The following is a 15,075-nucleotide window of genomic DNA, read 5'->3' as shown; positions in this document are numbered from 1 at the left end:
ATCGCTTGACACAGGGAAGGATATCCGTAGAATTCATTTCAACAGGCGCGGGATGGAGCAGCCTGGTAGCTCGTCGGGCTCATAACCCGAAGGTCGTCGGTTCAAATCCGGCTCCCGCAACCAGATTCAGAAAAAGGCCACTGTCGATACAGTGGCCTTTTTCATTGCCTGCGGAAAATTCCAACGAAAAATCAACGATTAACGCTTGACAGCCGTTCGAAAAACCGTAGAATGCGCAACCACTGACGCGGGATGGAGCAGCCTGGTAGCTCGTCGGGCTCATAACCCGAAGGTCGTCGGTTCAAATCCGGCTCCCGCAACCATATTCGTCAGAACAAACCCCGCCTGTTTCCAACAGTGCGGGGTTTGTTGCTTTTACACCTCCAGCTATCCCCCCTGCCCGCCCTCTTCCACTACCCGGCCCGCTTGACTGGATGAACTATCTTTAACCATGCCGAGCGGCTGAAAGCGACTTCACCCGGAGTAACATTCGGATACGTTTTCCGAAGAGACTTTCACTTGGCCGCACCTCTCCCCTACCTCGCGCGGCACGCCCGAGGTTATCCATGACCGCCCCCCCTTCCGAGTCCCGGGCACCGCTAGACGAAGAGCCGCCCCGGGCGCAACCACTGCCCTGGCGGGAGCGACTGATGCGCTATCGCCAGCCCCTCGGCCTGGCCCTGACCCTGCTGCTGTTCGCCCTGGCCCTGGTCGCCTGCCGGCACTTGCTGAGCGAACTGGACCTCTACGCATTGCGCGATGCCGTGCTCAGCGTCCCGCCCCCCTCCTTGCTCGGCGCCCTGCTGGCCGCGATAGTCGGGTTCGTGATCCTGCTCGGCTACGAATGGTCGGCCAGCCGCTACGCCGGGGTACGACTGCCCGGTCGCACCCTGGCACTGGGCGGGTTCAGCGCCTTCGCCATCGGCAACGCCATTGGCCTGTCGATGCTCTCCGGCGGTTCGGTGCGCTATCGCCTGTATGCCCGCCATGGTCTCGGGGCTGTCGAAGTCGCCCGCATGACGGCGTTCGCCAGCCTGTCGCTCGGCTGTGCCCTGCCACCGTTGGCGGCACTGGCCAGCCTCGGCGACCTGCCGGCTGCGGCCAATGCCCTGCACATACCGCCTGTACTGCTGGCCAGCCTCTCCCTGGCGGTGCTGGCGCTCAGCGCCGCGCTGGTGATCGGCCTGTACCGTCGGCGCCTGGACGAACAGCCCCTGGCCGACACTCTGCGGGTACGACTCGGCCGGCGCACCCTCCGCCTGCCGGGCGTTCGGCTGGCGGCCCTGCAATTACTGATCACCGCCCTGGACGTCATCGCCGCCGCCACCGTGCTCTACCTGCTGCTGCCCGAAACGCCGCCCTTCGCGGTCTTCGTCCTGGTCTACCTGCTGGCGCTGGCGGCTGGGGTGCTCAGCCACGTGCCAGGCGGTGTGGGGGTGTTCGAGGCCATTCTCCTTGCTGCCTTCGCCAACCCGCTGGGCGCCGCGCCGCTGGCTGCAGCCCTGCTGCTGTACCGCCTGATCTACGTGGTCCTGCCATTGCTGCTGGCCTGCGTGCTGCTGCTGGCCAACGAGGCCCGGCGCCTGCGAGCCGCGCGCCAGGCGATCAGGGCGGCCTCGGGGCTGGCCGCGCCAGTGCTGGCGATCCTGGTGTTCCTTTCCGGGGTGGTCCTGCTGTTCTCGGGGGCCACCCCGGAAATCGACACCCGTCTGGAGCACATGGGCTTCCTGGTACCCCATCGGCTGATCGACGCCTCGCACTTCGGCGCCAGCCTGATCGGCGTGCTGTGCCTGCTGCTGGCCCAGGGGCTGCGGCGACGCCTGTCCGCCGCCTGGCTGCTGACCACGGTCTTGCTGCTGATGGGCGCGCTGTTGTCGCTGCTCAAGGGTTTCGATTGGGAAGAGGCCGGCATCCTGACGTTCACGGCGGCCCTGCTGGCGATGTTCCGTCGCGCCTTCTACCGCCCCAGCCGCCTGCTGGAGCTGCCATACTCGCCGGTGTACCTGATGGCCAGCACCTGCGTGGTCGGCGCCTCGGTCTGGCTGCTGCTGTTCGCCTACCAGGATGTGCCCTACCGTCACGAACTGTGGTGGCAATTCACCCTGGACGCCGACGCCCCTCGCGGCCTGCGCGCGGCCATGGGCAGTGCCGTGCTATTGGTGATCGTCGCCCTGACCTGGCTGCTGCGTACCGCAAGGCCGGTGATCCACCTGCCGGACGCAGCAGAGCTGCAGCGCGCCAAGCGCATCCTGCTGGCCTCGGATCAGCCCGACGGCGGCCTGGCACTCAGCGGCGACAAGGCGCTGCTGTTCCACCCCAGCGACAGCGCCTTCCTCATGTATGCCCGGCGCGGCCGCAGTCTGGTCGCCCTGTACGACCCGATCGGCCCCGCCCAAGAACGCGCCGAGATGATCTGGCAGTTCCGCGACCTGTGCGACCTGCACCATGCCCGCCCGGTGTTCTACCAGGTGCGCGCGCAGAACCTGCCGTTCTACATGGACATCGGCCTGACCGCCCTCAAGCTCGGCGAGGAGGCCCAGGTCGACCTGCGGCGCTTCGACCTGGAGGCCAAGGGCAAGGAGATGAAAGACCTGCGCTACACCTGGAACCGTGGCACTCGCGACGGCCTGGCCCTGGAGATCCACGCGCCCGGCCAGGTCCCGCTGGACGAGTTGCAGCAGATCTCGGACGCCTGGCTGGAGGGTAAGCACGTGCGCGAGAAAGGCTTCTCCCTGGGCCGTTTCAGCCCCGCGTACCTGCAGCATTTCCGCATCGCCCTGGTGCGTTTCCAGGGCCGCCCGGTGGCCTTCGCCAACCTGCTGGAAACCCACGGTAACGCACTGGCCAGCCTGGACCTGATGCGTGCCCACCCGCAAGCGCCCAAGCTGACCATGGAGTTCATGATGATCGGCCTGATCCTGCACTACAAACGCCACGGCCATGCCCGCTTCAGCCTGGGGATGGTCCCGCTTGCCGGGCTGCAGCCCCGGCGTGGCGCGCCCCTGACCCAGCGCCTGGGCTCGATGGTGTTCCAACGCGGCGAGCAGCTCTACAACTTCCAGGGCCTGCGACGCTTCAAGGACAAGTTCCAGCCCGACTGGGAACCCCGCTACATGGCCGTGCCGGCCGGGCTCGACCCGCTGGTGGCATTGGCCGACACCGCTGCCCTGATCGCAGGCGGCCTGACTGGACTGGTGAAACGCTGATGACCCGACGCTACTGGCTGTACGTATTGATTCCCCTGCTCCTGGCCCTGCTGGCGGGCACCATGGTCTTCTGGCTCTGGGCCCGACCGACGCCAGCGGCGCATCTGCAACACCTGGCCCTGGCCGACGGCAGCAGCCTGCTGCGCGCCACCCCAGGCGTACAGGCCAAGGCCCGGGTCGCCATCGGCGTGCCCCAGGGCCAGGCCCTGAGCGACAAGCAACTGCTGGACCTGAGCCAGGCCGGTGCAGCCCAGCTGGTCCAGGTGACCCTGCCGCCGGCCGACTGCACCAGACAACGACAGGCACTCGAGCAGGCCATCGCGCAGCTGTCGGGCAAGCCGACGCTGGTTGCCGGCATCGGGCCGGGCGCCGCCCAGGCCTGGCGCTGGCTGGCCGGCCAGGCCGACGACACGGCACGCGCCATCTCCGTGGATTTCAGCATGGACCAGCCCGGCTGCCAGGCGCTGCCGAAATCCGCCGCCCATGGCCACTGGCACGTGGCCTGGAACGACAACCCGGACGACGCCAGCGCCGCCTTCGTCCGCAGCCAGGCCAACGCCGAAACCAGCATCAGCGACTACGACATTCACCTGCCCGAGGTGCTCAGGGCCCAACTGGCCCAGGCCCTGGTCGGTCGTGACGGCAACGTCCCGAACCTGCCAGTGGTGGAGGTCCCGGCCGGCCAGGCCAGCGACACCGTCACCCTGTTCCTCTCCGGCGATGGCGGCTGGCGTGACCTGGACCGCGATGTGGCTGGCGAGATGGCCAAGCTCGGCTACCCGGTGGTCGGCATCGACACCCTACGCTACTACTGGCAGCACAAGACCCCGGAGCAGAGTGCCGCCGACCTGTCCGCGCTGATGCAGCACTACCGACAGAAATGGGGCACCAAACGCTTCGAGCTCACCGGCTATTCCTTCGGTGCCGACGTGCTGCCAGCGATCTACAACCGCCTCCCGGCGCAAGACCAGCAGCGCATCGACGCGGTGATCCTGCTGGCGTTCGCCCGCAGCGGCAGTTTCGAGATCGAGGTCGAGGGCTGGCTGGGCAAGGAGGGCCAGGAAGCGCCGACCGGGCCGGAGATGGCCAGGTTGCCGGCAGCGAAGGTGGTGTGCGTCTATGGCGTGGAAGAAGCCCACGAGAGCGGCTGCACCGACAAGACCGCCGTCGGTGAGCGCCTGGAGCTGCCCGGTGGCCATCACTTCGACGAGAACTACCCGGCGCTGGCCAAGCGCCTGATCGGCGCGATCGATGCGCGCCAGGGCAAGACCAGCATGGCCGCGCAGCCGTGAAGGCATGGGTGTATGCCCGTCAGGTAAGCGGCCCCAAGTGATCGGTTCGGCCCCGGCAGCGCTTGCCCCCGAAGGGGTAGCGAAGCACGACGCAGCGTTCGTCGCTTTTGTGCTGGTCAAGCGACCTTGCGCTCGCTAGAATTGCGCACTTTTTGATCAGAGGCGCCACAAGCGTCCATCAGGACCGCCCCCGTCACCGGCTGGGCGGCCTGCATTCAATACCGAGGTTAGCCATGTCCACCACTCCCGCCACTCCCAAGGTAGGATTCGTTTCCCTGGGCTGCCCTTAAGATCGCTAATCTAAACTACCTCTCCAGATATTGCGAACAAGCCTTCCGCCCCTCCTGACGCCCTACCGCGTCACTCCCACCGAAAAGGCAACGCCTCGTCGCCTAGGGCTAGCCGATTCCATCGTCCTAGATTACTGTATATAAAACCAGTATATCTGCAGGTGCCCCGTGGACATCGCCGACATCGACACAACCGGTTTCGAGCTTGGCATGCCGACACACGTCGACATGCTCAAGCACCAATGCCACATGCTCAGCAACGAGAACGACCAGTTCCGGCGAGACTTGGCCAAGGCCAGACGCAACATCCAGAAGCTGGTCGACATCAACCAGAACCTGCAGGCCCAGATCACAGTCGAGCACCGCCGGGCAAACGAGGCGTACGTCGAGTACATCCACCTGATGAACATGGCTCGCTGCAAATACGGCATAGACCTCACTCGCGATGGCTACGACCTTGATCCCATCGAGCAGGTCAAGCGGCGCGAAGCGTCATCGGACCAGGGCTGATTCAGGGCACAGCAATATAGGAGTGCACCGCAATGTCTGCAGACATCATTGACTTCCCACGTAGACCGCGTAGCGATATCACCTGGGATGACATCACAAGGTTACTAGAGAGCTTCCCGCTCGGTTTCCGAAGCGCCCACTGCGAACCAGCACGCTCATTGCTTGGCTGGAGCGTAGAAGCCCTGGCGTTCCGGTCAGGCGTATCTCCCGCCGCAATCAGAAAGATCGAGGCCGGGGCCGAGCTGCGCCGCGTAACGATGCAAGCCCTAGCTTATGCCCTAGAAGCTGAGGGCTTGATGTTCTTCCCAGGCTACCCGCCATCTCGAGGAGCGAACTGCCGGGGTGCAACCACCGACCCGAAAGGGAGAGATGACTATCACCTGATCGAGTGATCGCCCCGAGTATTCCCAGGGCCCTAGAACAGGCTGCCCAGAGAGCTTGGCGTCCAGTTCATGATCACCAACTCGCCGGTGATATCAGCCTTGCCCTGCCGCTGGTTTGTGTTGCTGTAGCGGATATCCAGGCACTCGAAGTGGAAGCCGTCGAATGCTCGCCGAATGTCCGGGTGGTCGTTGATGCTGACCATTACCCGGCCCTTGCAGCGCCGCATGAAGTCGGCCATGCGCTGGTACTCCTCGAACGGGAAGTCGAGCCCATAGCCGGCGGTCTGCCAGTAGGGCGGGTCCATGTAGAAGAACGTGTGCGCCCGGTCATACCGCTCGGCGCACTCGAGCCAGGAGAGGTTCTCCACGTACGTGCCGGCCAGGCGCTGCCACGCAGCAGAAAGGTTCTCCTCGATGCGCAACAGGTTGATGGCCGGCCCGGTGGTCGCGGTACCGAAGGTCTGCCCAGTCACCTTGCCACCGAAGGCGTGCTGCTGCAGGTAGAAGAACCGGGCAGCGCGCTGGATGTCAGTCAGCGTCTCCGGACGGGTCATCTTCTGCCACTCGAAGATCTGGCGGGAGCTGAGCGCCCACTTGAACTGGCGGACGAATTCCTCGAGGTGGTTCTGCACCACCCGGTAAAGCGTCACCAGGTCACCGTTGAGGTCGTTGAGCACCTCTACCGGTGCAGGTTGGGGTCGCATGAAGTACAACGCGGCGCCGCCGGCGAAGACTTCGACATAGCATTCATGAGGGGGAAAGAGAGGGATCAAGCGGTCGGCCAGGCGGCGTTTGCCACCCATCCAGGGGATGATTGGAGAGGTCATAAGGTTGCAAGTCTTTACTGTATGAATAAACAGGTGTTAGGCTCGCCGCGCTTTGTGCACAAGGCAGAGGCCACGGCTGGACTTGCAGGAAGGGTCTGCGGGTTCGGCGGGCCGGGCTGGATGTTGGCGCATCCACCCGGCTCGCCTCTTTAATTACTTGGTGACTTCGCGCACGTAGGCCTGGCAGGCCTGCAGTGCGATCAGCCCCCGGTCGCCTTCGTCGGTGATGGCGACAATTCGTTGAGCATGCGCTCGGTCAAGTTCGGCGCGTACGGCTCCATGAACCAGACTTCCGGCGCCGGCGGTTTCTCGCAGCCCACCGTCACAACCCTGGGCGGCAAGGGATCCGGCGTCGAGAAGGACTGACAGCCGCAGATCAGCAGTAGCAAGCCTGTCACGCAGGCGAGCCTGAGTTTGTTGAGCATCGTTCATCTCCTTCCAGTGTGCCTGGTTCTGTTCCTGCAGGCGGGCTTCCAGGGCGCGACGGGCGCCCTGCTGTTCTGCCAGCTGATCGAGCGCCGCCGCAGCGGCCTCCTCACGCTCACGGCTGTGATTGCGGTCCTTTGCCGCCAGCTGGCGGCCGTGGTCCGCTGCCTGGTCGGCGAGCTGCTTGCCGTAGGCGTTGGCCTGCCACACCCAGGCGCCACGCCCACCCAGGACCAAGCCCAGCAGCAGCGCCAGGCAGGCCAGACGCCAATCCAGCGCCCTCACTGCAGCACCTGGAGCGCTCGCTGGTAGAGCGCCTTGCGATCCTCCAGGCCGTTGGTACCGCCATTGATGCGCTTCGTGATGGCCATGAAGTCGGCCTTGTCGGCCAAGCTGTTGAGGCCGTTCTTGTGCCAGTACCAGCCAGCCGACATCGCGGCGTACACCGGGTGCTCGAGCAGCTCAGGCGTGCTGAGCAGGCGACTGTCACCGAACAGCGCTTCGCTGCAGGCTTCGTAGTTGGCCCGCCCAGTGACCTGGATCAGGCCGCGACCTCGATACTTCTGACCATCACCGTCGGCCTCGGGCGTGTTGCCCAGGCGCTGGGCCAGGCGGCCGGTGTCGTACTTCGACAGGTACTTGTCGTTGCCCAGCTCACGCACGTACAGGAGCTGGCCCGACTCATGGCCGACCTGGGCAATGAACGCTGCCATTCGCAAGCGAGTGACGATGCCGTACTTGCCCATCGCAGCGTTGAGGCCAGGAACAAAAACGCCGGCTTGGCGGCCGGCGTTGGGAAGGATCTGCTGCAGCTGTTGAATCGTGATAGACATGCTTGCTCCGATTAAAGAGCCCGCATCACAGGAAATGCGGGCACAAAAAAGCCGCTCTAGGCGGCCCGGGGTGGCACGTGACCGAGGATCACACGGCAATGTTGAGTCGAGCCATGCGCCGACGCATCAACGCCGCTACCTGAGCCAACTCGTCATCAGTCAGCGCAACTGAGTAGATCGCCACCGCCGAGATATCAACCTCACCCGCATAGCCGGTGGTGGCGCTACCAATACGAAACAGCGTGTCAGCAAGGACGCGTCCCCGATTGTTAGCGCCGTTGAATACAGAATTCTTGGTGAAGTTCAAATTCTGGTTGAACTCACCAGACTTCGCCCGAAGCGCACGAATAGCCCAGTTGGTCGCGAAATCACTAGTGTCCGTCACAGGTGATGAAGTTTGCCCGCCAGCGGCATTATCACGGGTGGCGGCAGCCACCATTCGCGAGCTGACGGCATACACGCTTGCACCGTAGGAGTTACCCGTATAACCCGGCGTTGCCGCGTTACCGATGTAGTTGCTGACCAACATCACACCATCGGCCGTATCGGTTGGCTCCACAACAGCACGCCCCACAGTAATAATGGTCAACTCATCGGAGTCAGGCACCTTGGTTTTGAGATAGTTAGTCAAGCCCTTGAAGCGACCATGGGTCGGGTACGCCACCGGAGCACCGACCATTTCGGCATCAGCTTTGCCGATGGCGCGGTTGAAGGTGAAGCGCGAAGCATCGGTGTCGAAGGTGAACCAGGCTTCGAGACCACGTGTCACCGGCGGAACAACCTTAGTGTTCCAGGGAGCGATAGCGTCATTTGCAATCAGTTTCAGGCCCATAACTGTATTCCTTGTTCAAATGAGGTTGAGTGCTGCCGCCGCCACATAAGGAGCGAAGGCTTTGTAGAGATTGATGCGCGCTGCACCGATGGGATGAATGGCGTCGCTCCAATTGATATCGCGGAAACCATCAAGACCCGTCTGGCCGGCCGGATAGGCATAGCCGCCTTCAGGATCGGTCATGGCCCAGAGTGGCGCGATGACCAACTTGCTATCGCCACGGTCAGCTGCGGACTGCTGGATGGCCCGCAACATGGGCAAGTACTTCCGAAGCCACTGCTCGTTGCGGAAGCTCTCGTAGGCAGTACCCGGGAACGTTCGAATGATCTTTGCGTTTGGCCAGGCCGAACGAATCTGGTTGTGCATTAACGTGTCGTTGGCGAGTACAACGTCATAAATCGAACCGGCTGCACGGTCGCGCACGTCATTGGTCCCCAACGCATTGATGACGATGTCAGGCGTCGGCAATGCAAAACGCGCCTGGTAGAAAGCAGGGTCGAACACATAGCCATTACGGACGATATCTGCAGAGTCTGACTCCACGGCCGCACGCAGGAATGGATTGCGTGGCCACTTATCAGGCTTCGACATGCTCTGGTAGGCGGCCTCTTCTCCAGGCTGAACCACAATGACTCGGTCAGTGATGGCATTGGTGAAGTCACCCGTTTCCCAGCCCTCCCGCGCCTCGCCCAGTTCACCGCTGGTGTCATTGGCAGTATTGGACTTCGCCGAGCCCGGCAGGGTACCAATAAAGGTGGGTGCGAAGCCGAGCAGCTCCAGGAACTGCCTCAAGAACTGTCCGCCCTGACGGTTTGCGATACTGTCACCAATGATCAAAATCTTGACCGGCACCACCGGGTTCTGGACCGGGACATTGACCAGCTTCAACGGCATGATCCTGGACGTGCTGTCGACGCTCCGCTCCCGCAGCTTGAGCACGGCTGCAGCCCCGAAACGGGCAGCGCTCAACTTGAGACACTCGCCGGACTCAATCGCATCGGTGGTCGTACTGGCCACATTGGCCAGCACCTCATCAGCACGCGTACGCTCAGGAATCATGTTTCGCACGTAAACGGGCGTATCGTAGATCTCAGCGGTTGCGATGGTTGGCGCAAACATCAACCCGCTGGCAAATGGTGACAAGGGCTGCTCCGAGGCCTCCCCGGCTTGCTCCAGAAGACTGGGCATCAGCAGCGCCCCTTCTCCATCCACCGAAAACAAGCCAGGAAGGTCAGTGGCTTGAATCTCAAGCGGGCCGACAATGGTTCGCCGATCATCCGAATACAGGGTTACCGCCCCTTCACCATCACCGATCACCGTGGCATTGCTGTCACCCCGAATATCGAACGCCGGAGTGCTAAACCGTTTGTCGGTTAACTCCACCATCCGCGCTTCTTGATCACCATCCGCGATGAACAACAACTCTTGCTCGACCGCAGTGGTGACCACTTGCGACAGCATCTTGCCGATAGCATCCAGGGCCTGAACAGACGGATAGGTCTTGATCAGCAAGGCTGTTCCGTTGCTGTTACGGTACAGGTTGATGTACTGGGTGCTTTGCTCGGATGGCACACTGAAGTAGCCGCCATTGACCGACGCGGCGAGCCCCTGGGCGATCGTTGCGTACACCATGGCACCAGCCATCTGGACAGCAACATCCTCGAGTGCAGCGGCTACCTTTTTCTGCGACAGCACCGCCTGCTTAGCCAGTGAGGGCACCAAGCCCGACTCAGTTAGCACATCGGTTTGCTCATCGCCGTGGGCAACCTGATGCTGGATAGCTGCAACAGCTGTGGCTTTCGCCGCCGCTTCCGACAACTGGCCAGCGTAGGCCTCCATCGATACAACGTCTGTCATTCATGCCTCCCAGGCACAAAAAACCCGCCGAAGCGGGTTGGTGTTGGAATAGGTCACGCGGTACGCCGCCACATGTGCACAGCTAGATAGGGCGGCATGTTGTTGTGCGCCTGGCTACCGCCGGTCGATCCTGATGGCGGGTTGGTCGCCACCTGGCTAGTCATGTCATCACCAGAGGTGTATTCACCCGACGGCCCGGCGGTGACGCCTTGCGGGACGGTATGGTCGTGCTCCGGCATTTCGGCAATGGTCAATACATGGCCGTACTCACCGCCGGTGCTGCCGAGGGCAAACGCCCTTTCCTCGCCTCGGGCATCAGTCCCGCTACCGGCACTAATCAGCATGCGACCAGTCCCCAAGGCCGCCCAGGTGCCGAATCCCAGCAGCGTGGCCGGGTTGGTGGCAACGCTCGCGTTCATGTAGATCGAACCCACGGGGTACACCACTGCCAGCATCGAGGGCTTGTTGCCAGTGTGGTATGGCGCATGAGCGCCATCGATGATCAGGCTGCCATCGCCTCTCAGGCGCAGCACCTCCGCACCATCGACCACCAGCACCAGGGCCGAGCCGTCTGCGTCGGTCCCACCGACGGCGTACAAGCCCGTATCACCGTCACCGGAAAAGCCATAGCCGACCTCGCTGGCATTGCCGGCTGCCGGCAACCCCTTGGCCGTTCGTACGCCTTTGGTGGCCCGGAGAAGGCCCGTCAAGGTACCGCCCGACAAGGGCAGGTATGCCCCGATCATCTTGACGATCGCCTGTTTGAGCTGGTCTTCCTGCTCGGCATCCAGCTCGATGCCCGCCGCCAGAACAACATGGGCAATCTCTTCCTGGACCATGTTCAGCCACTCGGCCTTGAGCGGTGTCGGCGGCACACCACCGACAACACTGCCGTAGCGAAAGCGGCCAAGCGCTGCGACTAGGTCCGTCCAGCTTGAAATACGCTGCATAACTAATCCCCGAGGCCGGCCACAGCGGCCGGCATCACGTAATGAACCGCATGGAAAAATTGATCGATGTTGGCGGCGATTCCCTCCAACTCGGCGCGCCCGAAGCCGATCTCAACGTCGGTGTATTCCGGTGCTTCCAGACGCAGGCGGCACTCCATGGCAGCCGCCTCGGGCGTGCCGTAGGCATCCAAGGGGGCCGACGCCAGCCATGCCCAAGACCACCCGGAACCATAGAGAAAATCGCCGGTGACGGTCGGCCCTACCCTTGCGGGACGGAACTCCTCGATCGTTACCGTCACGCCGGCCTGCGCGGCCAGCCGACGGTAATAGGCCACCTGCGGCGCGCCCGAGGCAGTCAGCTTGTCCAACACGGCCTGCCGGCGCTGGGCCAGGGTTTGCGAGCCCGGCACGGTGCAGGCATCTGGCAGGCCTAGATAGTCCTCCCAGTCAGTCAGCAGCGCGCTGACCGTCGCCGGGTTCATCTCCAGCTGCAGACCATCCAGGGCCTGGTCGACCCGGGCCAGTTCGGGCGCCAGGCTGGCCAGCAGCTGCGCCCAGTCCGCCTGCAGCTCAGGGTCGAATGCTGGACCTGGCGGCAGCAGATCGCGCAAGCCCTCGCGGTAATCGTCCTCGGTCATAGCCATGTGATTCCCCCCAGCACAGCCACCTGGTTGGCCGCCACCACCACATCCTCGGTCGGCGCATCCAGCCGATGGTCGGTCTCACCCGGCGCGTTGCTGATCGCCGCACGGATGTGACTCAACGGAATGACAGAATCAGAACCGCCTTCGTCGCTGATCAGGCCCGCCAGGGCTTTCCCCACGGCCTGGCGCACGGCCGTAGTGTCCGGGGTCAGTTTGATGCGCAGGTCCACAGCAAGGCGCTGCGCAGCGAACACATAGACCTCGCTGGTCACCGGCCGCTTGCGCTCCAGGTAGGCTTGCACCTCGGCCACCTTCGCCGCGCTCGGGAAGATGTCGGCGTCACCGTCACAGACGAAGGTCAGACCGAACGTGCCCGGCCCCATCCATCGCGGCAGCGCCCAGGCGCGGGTCACACCCGGCACCTCCAACGCCCACTCCACGAAATCAGCCGCGTTACCCACCTTGCTTGGGTTCTTGAAGGCTGCCCGCACCCTCGCACGCAGCGCCTCGATCTCCTCCTGATCGGTGCCGCCGACAATGCCGTCGGCGCCGATGGTGGCGGTGGGGTTCACCCCCAGGACGGGCTTGACCGCAGTCAGCTGCCCGCCTTCAATGTTGCCGCTCGGCCCCGCCGTTTCCGCCACCAACTGCAGCTGGGCAGCGCCATCAACCAGCGTGGCGCCCACCTTGACCACATAGCGGCGACCATCACCGGCTTGGTATACCGTCCCGGCATCTACCAGGAAGCCGCTGGACCCGGTGACCGTGGCCACACCAGCGGCAGCCACGGCGGGCTTGCGGCCGTCTTCCAGGCGCCAATCCGCCCAGCGCAACAGCTGCTCTTCATCGCAGGTGGCCGGGTGCGCCTGCTTGGCCACCCAGCTCTGATAACCGAACAGCTGGAACACAGCCCCGCTGAGTGCACGAGCGGCAACCTTGGCGTCCGAGCGACGCAACGCATCCGGGGCGTTGCGTTCGAAGTCGGCCTCGGTGCGCGTGATCAGCGCCGGTAACGTCGGGATTTCATATGGCATTGATCAAGCTCCACGTATCTTCAAACGCCAGCTGCAGGGTTTCGCCGTTGGCCTCAGTCAGCAGTACCTGCAGGTTGACCCGCTCGTTGCCTTGCCGCTCGACCGTTACCGTAACGGAGGTAACAATCTCGTCGTCGGTCAGCCAGCGCAGTGCCTCCTCTGCATATTCCCGGGCATCGCGCAGCGTGCTCGGGGTAATCGAGCGCCGCCGCAGTAACCACAGCCGGGAGCCGATCTGATCGCCGGCCACGGTCGGCGCACAATCCCCCCACCAACCCTGGCGGTCGGCATCATCGACCGGATCGTCAGCACCGGCCAGCCGCCAACTGAACAGGCTGATGGTCACAGCCCGGCGCAACAGGGCCTCACGACTCATCCAGCACCCCCCACCGGCTTGTTGCTGCTGGCCTCGCCACGCATCACGCCATCATGCACATGCTCGATCTGGCTGATGCCGGCGGCCACCTGATCGCCGACCGACTCGATGCGACCGTTGGTGCGGATCACCGGCGTGTTGAACTCCACAGCCGCTTCGGCTTTGACCTTGAACGTGGCCGTGTCGACCTCGATCACCCGGCCGCGCTTGAAGTGCAGCCGATCGCCTTCGTCGGTGTACAAGGCCACTTCGCCCGGCTTGAGGCTCTGCAGGCGAAAACGGCGGTCAGACACCATGATCACCACCCCGTGACTGCGATCGCCGATAAACCCGGCCAGGGCCTCGGCGCCATCTTTGGGGCAGGAGGTGAAGCCGTAGGGCTCCAGGTGCTCCACGTCGTCTTTCACCTCGCCAGCCGTGATACGCAACTGCAGGCTCTGCAGCTTGCGCGCCGAGTTGGCCAGCACCACCACACCACGGGCCAGCACGCCCGCTATTGGATTTCTCATGGTTTGTAGTCCGCTGGAATGAGGTATTCGAAGTTGTCTGTTTTCTTGCCTTTCTTGAGCTTGCGTCGCTCGTAAGCGTCGTTTGGCTCGGGCAGGAAGCCGTCAGGCGGGGCTACGGTCATCCGGGTCAAGGTGCCCTCCTCGCCCAGCTCGTAACTGATCTCGCTGATCAGCATGTCGCGATCCAGGCCGATCAGCGGATCCACCACGCGCACAATCATGTTGTGCCGCCACAGCTCGCCGCTGCTCTGCCGCCAGCCTTGCACCACGTAGTTGATTGCCAGGGCGCGACTGATGGCGTTGGCCCGCTCCCACTCCACGCGATCACGCGCCATCTTGGTGGTCATCTGGCCCGACTGGTGAATCACCTTGACTCGCCGGCGCGTCACCCGCTCATCCTTCACGCTGGCCTGCACTTCAGTCGCGGCCGTACCGAATGAGTCGTCGGTACCACTGCGCTGACCGCGGCTGATGTACTCGGAAAACACGTTGGAGAAGTCCAGGGCGGTATCCCCGTCGAGGATGTTCTTGCCCAGCTCCAGCTTGTCCACCGCACGCCCCGCCGTGCCCGGACTGGCGATGACCAGGCGACCGCTGCCGTCATCGGTACTGAACAGCCGCGAAAGGGTCAGCAACCGGTCGATACTCTCGAAAGCGGTTTCGCCCGGCTCGATGGTGTGATCGTCGAGCCCCAGGGTGATAGCGGCCTCATTGACGACCTTGATTCCGTACTCACCTGCCAGAGCCTCCACGATCTTCTGCACACTCTGGCCGCGCCATTGCCCCGGCGAGTTGATCGCCGCACAGTCCACCAGGTCAGCCGTTTTCGAACGACCGGCAATGCTCAAGGTGATCGACCTGGCGTCGTAGCGGATCGGCGTACTGAACACGTAACCGGTCAGCAACAGGTCGCGCCCTATCCACACCTCGACCAAGTCGCCCTGGCGGATCCGCACCGGCACATCACCGCCGCCCGGCCACTTCCAAGTGATCGACACACTGAAATCCCGCGCCTGCCGCTCGAGGCCCGCGCTGATACTGACGTCTTTCCAACCGGCGTAGTCGTGCCCGCCAGCGCTCAGGGTGACGGTGTTATCTGGCTCCAT

General features: G+C 63.5%; 15 protein-coding genes and 2 tRNA genes. 6 read left to right on the top strand and 11 right to left on the bottom strand.

Annotation, left to right across the window (positions count from 1 at the left end):
* Positions 1-46 precede the first annotated feature (46 nt).
* From ACDI39_RS23945 to ACDI39_RS23920, 6 genes are all read left to right on the top strand, one after another.
* Positions 47-123, top strand: a tRNA-Met gene (locus ACDI39_RS23945).
* A 123-nt stretch (positions 124-246) separates the two neighbouring features.
* A tRNA-Met gene (locus ACDI39_RS23940) sits at positions 247-323 on the top strand.
* 243 nt (positions 324-566) lie between these two features.
* Positions 567-3,206: a bifunctional lysylphosphatidylglycerol flippase/synthetase MprF gene (gene mprF, locus ACDI39_RS23935; RefSeq protein WP_410896923.1), complete on the top strand. Its 2,640-nt coding sequence runs from the start codon at positions 567-569 to the stop codon at positions 3,204-3,206.
* Positions 3,206-4,498 carry a virulence factor family protein gene (locus tag ACDI39_RS23930; RefSeq protein ID WP_486537128.1) on the top strand — a complete coding sequence of 431 codons (1,293 nt, stop codon included), beginning with the start codon at positions 3,206-3,208 and terminating at the stop codon, positions 4,496-4,498. The genes mprF and ACDI39_RS23930 overlap by 1 nt, the downstream gene beginning before the upstream one ends.
* A gap of 500 nt (positions 4,499-4,998) precedes the next feature.
* Positions 4,999-5,298 carry a hypothetical protein gene (locus tag ACDI39_RS23925; protein ID WP_486537127.1) on the top strand — a complete coding sequence of 100 codons (300 nt, stop codon included), beginning with the start codon at positions 4,999-5,001 and terminating at the stop codon, positions 5,296-5,298.
* Positions 5,299-5,330: 32 nt separating this feature from the next.
* Positions 5,331-5,690 carry a helix-turn-helix domain-containing protein gene (locus tag ACDI39_RS23920; protein ID WP_486537126.1) on the top strand — a complete coding sequence of 120 codons (360 nt, stop codon included), beginning with the start codon at positions 5,331-5,333 and terminating at the stop codon, positions 5,688-5,690.
* Positions 5,691-5,713: 23 nt separating this feature from the next.
* On the opposite strand, the gene ACDI39_RS23915 is transcribed toward ACDI39_RS23920, so the two are convergent.
* From ACDI39_RS23915 to ACDI39_RS23865, 11 genes are all read right to left on the bottom strand, one after another.
* Positions 5,714-6,508: a DNA adenine methylase gene (locus tag ACDI39_RS23915; protein WP_486537125.1), complete on the bottom strand. Its 795-nt coding sequence runs from the start codon at positions 6,506-6,508 to the stop codon at positions 5,714-5,716.
* Between the two features lie 153 nt (positions 6,509-6,661).
* Entirely contained in the window at positions 6,662-7,219 is a 558-nt protein-coding gene (locus ACDI39_RS23910) for a lysis protein (protein WP_486537124.1), read from the bottom strand.
* A complete protein-coding gene (locus ACDI39_RS23905) occupies positions 7,216-7,767 on the bottom strand; it encodes a glycoside hydrolase family 19 protein (protein WP_486537123.1) in 552 nt (183 codons plus the stop codon). The genes ACDI39_RS23910 and ACDI39_RS23905 overlap by 4 nt, the downstream gene beginning before the upstream one ends.
* 88 nt (positions 7,768-7,855) lie before the next feature.
* The gene (locus ACDI39_RS23900) at positions 7,856-8,599 is read right to left on the bottom strand and encodes a hypothetical protein (RefSeq protein ID WP_410045724.1); all 744 of its coding nucleotides are present in this window, start codon (positions 8,597-8,599) and stop codon (positions 7,856-7,858) included.
* Positions 8,600-8,614: 15 nt separating this feature from the next.
* A complete protein-coding gene (locus ACDI39_RS23895) occupies positions 8,615-10,456 on the bottom strand; it encodes an SGNH/GDSL hydrolase family protein (RefSeq protein ID WP_410045725.1) in 1,842 nt (613 codons plus the stop codon).
* Positions 10,457-10,509: 53 nt separating this feature from the next.
* Complete coding sequence (locus ACDI39_RS23890; protein WP_486537122.1) at positions 10,510-11,406, bottom strand: phage baseplate protein; 897 nt, start codon at positions 11,404-11,406, stop codon at positions 10,510-10,512.
* Between the two features lie 2 nt (positions 11,407-11,408).
* On the bottom strand, positions 11,409-12,044 hold the full coding sequence (locus ACDI39_RS23885; RefSeq protein WP_253090938.1) for a YmfQ family protein: 636 nt from the start codon (positions 12,042-12,044) through the stop codon (positions 11,409-11,411).
* A complete protein-coding gene (locus ACDI39_RS23880) occupies positions 12,041-13,084 on the bottom strand; it encodes a baseplate J/gp47 family protein (protein WP_486537121.1) in 1,044 nt (347 codons plus the stop codon). Before ACDI39_RS23880 ends, ACDI39_RS23885 begins: the two co-directional genes overlap by 4 nt.
* A complete protein-coding gene (locus tag ACDI39_RS23875) occupies positions 13,074-13,460 on the bottom strand; it encodes a phage GP46 family protein (RefSeq protein WP_486537120.1) in 387 nt (128 codons plus the stop codon). The genes ACDI39_RS23880 and ACDI39_RS23875 overlap by 11 nt, the downstream gene beginning before the upstream one ends.
* Positions 13,457-13,969 carry a phage baseplate assembly protein V gene (locus tag ACDI39_RS23870; RefSeq protein ID WP_486537119.1) on the bottom strand — a complete coding sequence of 171 codons (513 nt, stop codon included), beginning with the start codon at positions 13,967-13,969 and terminating at the stop codon, positions 13,457-13,459. Before ACDI39_RS23870 ends, ACDI39_RS23875 begins: the two co-directional genes overlap by 4 nt.
* Positions 13,966-15,075, bottom strand: a complete 1,110-nt coding sequence (locus ACDI39_RS23865; RefSeq protein ID WP_253090934.1) for a phage baseplate assembly protein — start codon at positions 15,073-15,075, stop codon at positions 13,966-13,968. Before ACDI39_RS23865 ends, ACDI39_RS23870 begins: the two co-directional genes overlap by 4 nt.

This window comes from Pseudomonas sp. Tun-23181 (genome assembly GCF_057415455.1).
This window is presented reverse-complemented; position numbering and strand designations above follow the sequence as displayed.

What these genes read in the sequence shown, in the direction of transcription:
- mprF (WP_410896923.1), top strand. Translation starts at nt 567, where the DNA reads ATGACCGCCCCCCCTTCCGAGTCCCGGGCACCGCTAGACGAAGAGCCG.
- ACDI39_RS23930 (WP_486537128.1), top strand. Translation starts at nt 3,206, where the DNA reads ATGACCCGACGCTACTGGCTGTACGTATTGATTCCCCTGCTCCTGGCC.
- ACDI39_RS23925 (WP_486537127.1), top strand. Translation starts at nt 4,999, where the DNA reads ATGCCGACACACGTCGACATGCTCAAGCACCAATGCCACATGCTCAGC.
- ACDI39_RS23920 (WP_486537126.1), top strand. Translation starts at nt 5,331, where the DNA reads ATGTCTGCAGACATCATTGACTTCCCACGTAGACCGCGTAGCGATATC.
- ACDI39_RS23915 (WP_486537125.1), bottom strand. Translation starts at nt 6,508, where the DNA reads ATGACCTCTCCAATCATCCCCTGGATGGGTGGCAAACGCCGCCTGGCC.
- ACDI39_RS23905 (WP_486537123.1), bottom strand. Translation starts at nt 7,767, where the DNA reads ATGTCTATCACGATTCAACAGCTGCAGCAGATCCTTCCCAACGCCGGC.
- ACDI39_RS23900 (WP_410045724.1), bottom strand. Translation starts at nt 8,599, where the DNA reads ATGGGCCTGAAACTGATTGCAAATGACGCTATCGCTCCCTGGAACACT.
- ACDI39_RS23895 (WP_410045725.1), bottom strand. Translation starts at nt 10,456, where the DNA reads ATGACAGACGTTGTATCGATGGAGGCCTACGCTGGCCAGTTGTCGGAA.
- ACDI39_RS23890 (WP_486537122.1), bottom strand. Translation starts at nt 11,406, where the DNA reads ATGCAGCGTATTTCAAGCTGGACGGACCTAGTCGCAGCGCTTGGCCGC.
- ACDI39_RS23885 (WP_253090938.1), bottom strand. Translation starts at nt 12,044, where the DNA reads ATGACCGAGGACGATTACCGCGAGGGCTTGCGCGATCTGCTGCCGCCA.
- ACDI39_RS23880 (WP_486537121.1), bottom strand. Translation starts at nt 13,084, where the DNA reads ATGCCATATGAAATCCCGACGTTACCGGCGCTGATCACGCGCACCGAG.
- ACDI39_RS23875 (WP_486537120.1), bottom strand. Translation starts at nt 13,460, where the DNA reads ATGAGTCGTGAGGCCCTGTTGCGCCGGGCTGTGACCATCAGCCTGTTC.
- ACDI39_RS23870 (WP_486537119.1), bottom strand. Translation starts at nt 13,969, where the DNA reads ATGAGAAATCCAATAGCGGGCGTGCTGGCCCGTGGTGTGGTGGTGCTG.
- ACDI39_RS23865 (WP_253090934.1), bottom strand. Translation starts at nt 15,075, where the DNA reads ATGGAGCCAGATAACACCGTCACCCTGAGCGCTGGCGGGCACGACTAC.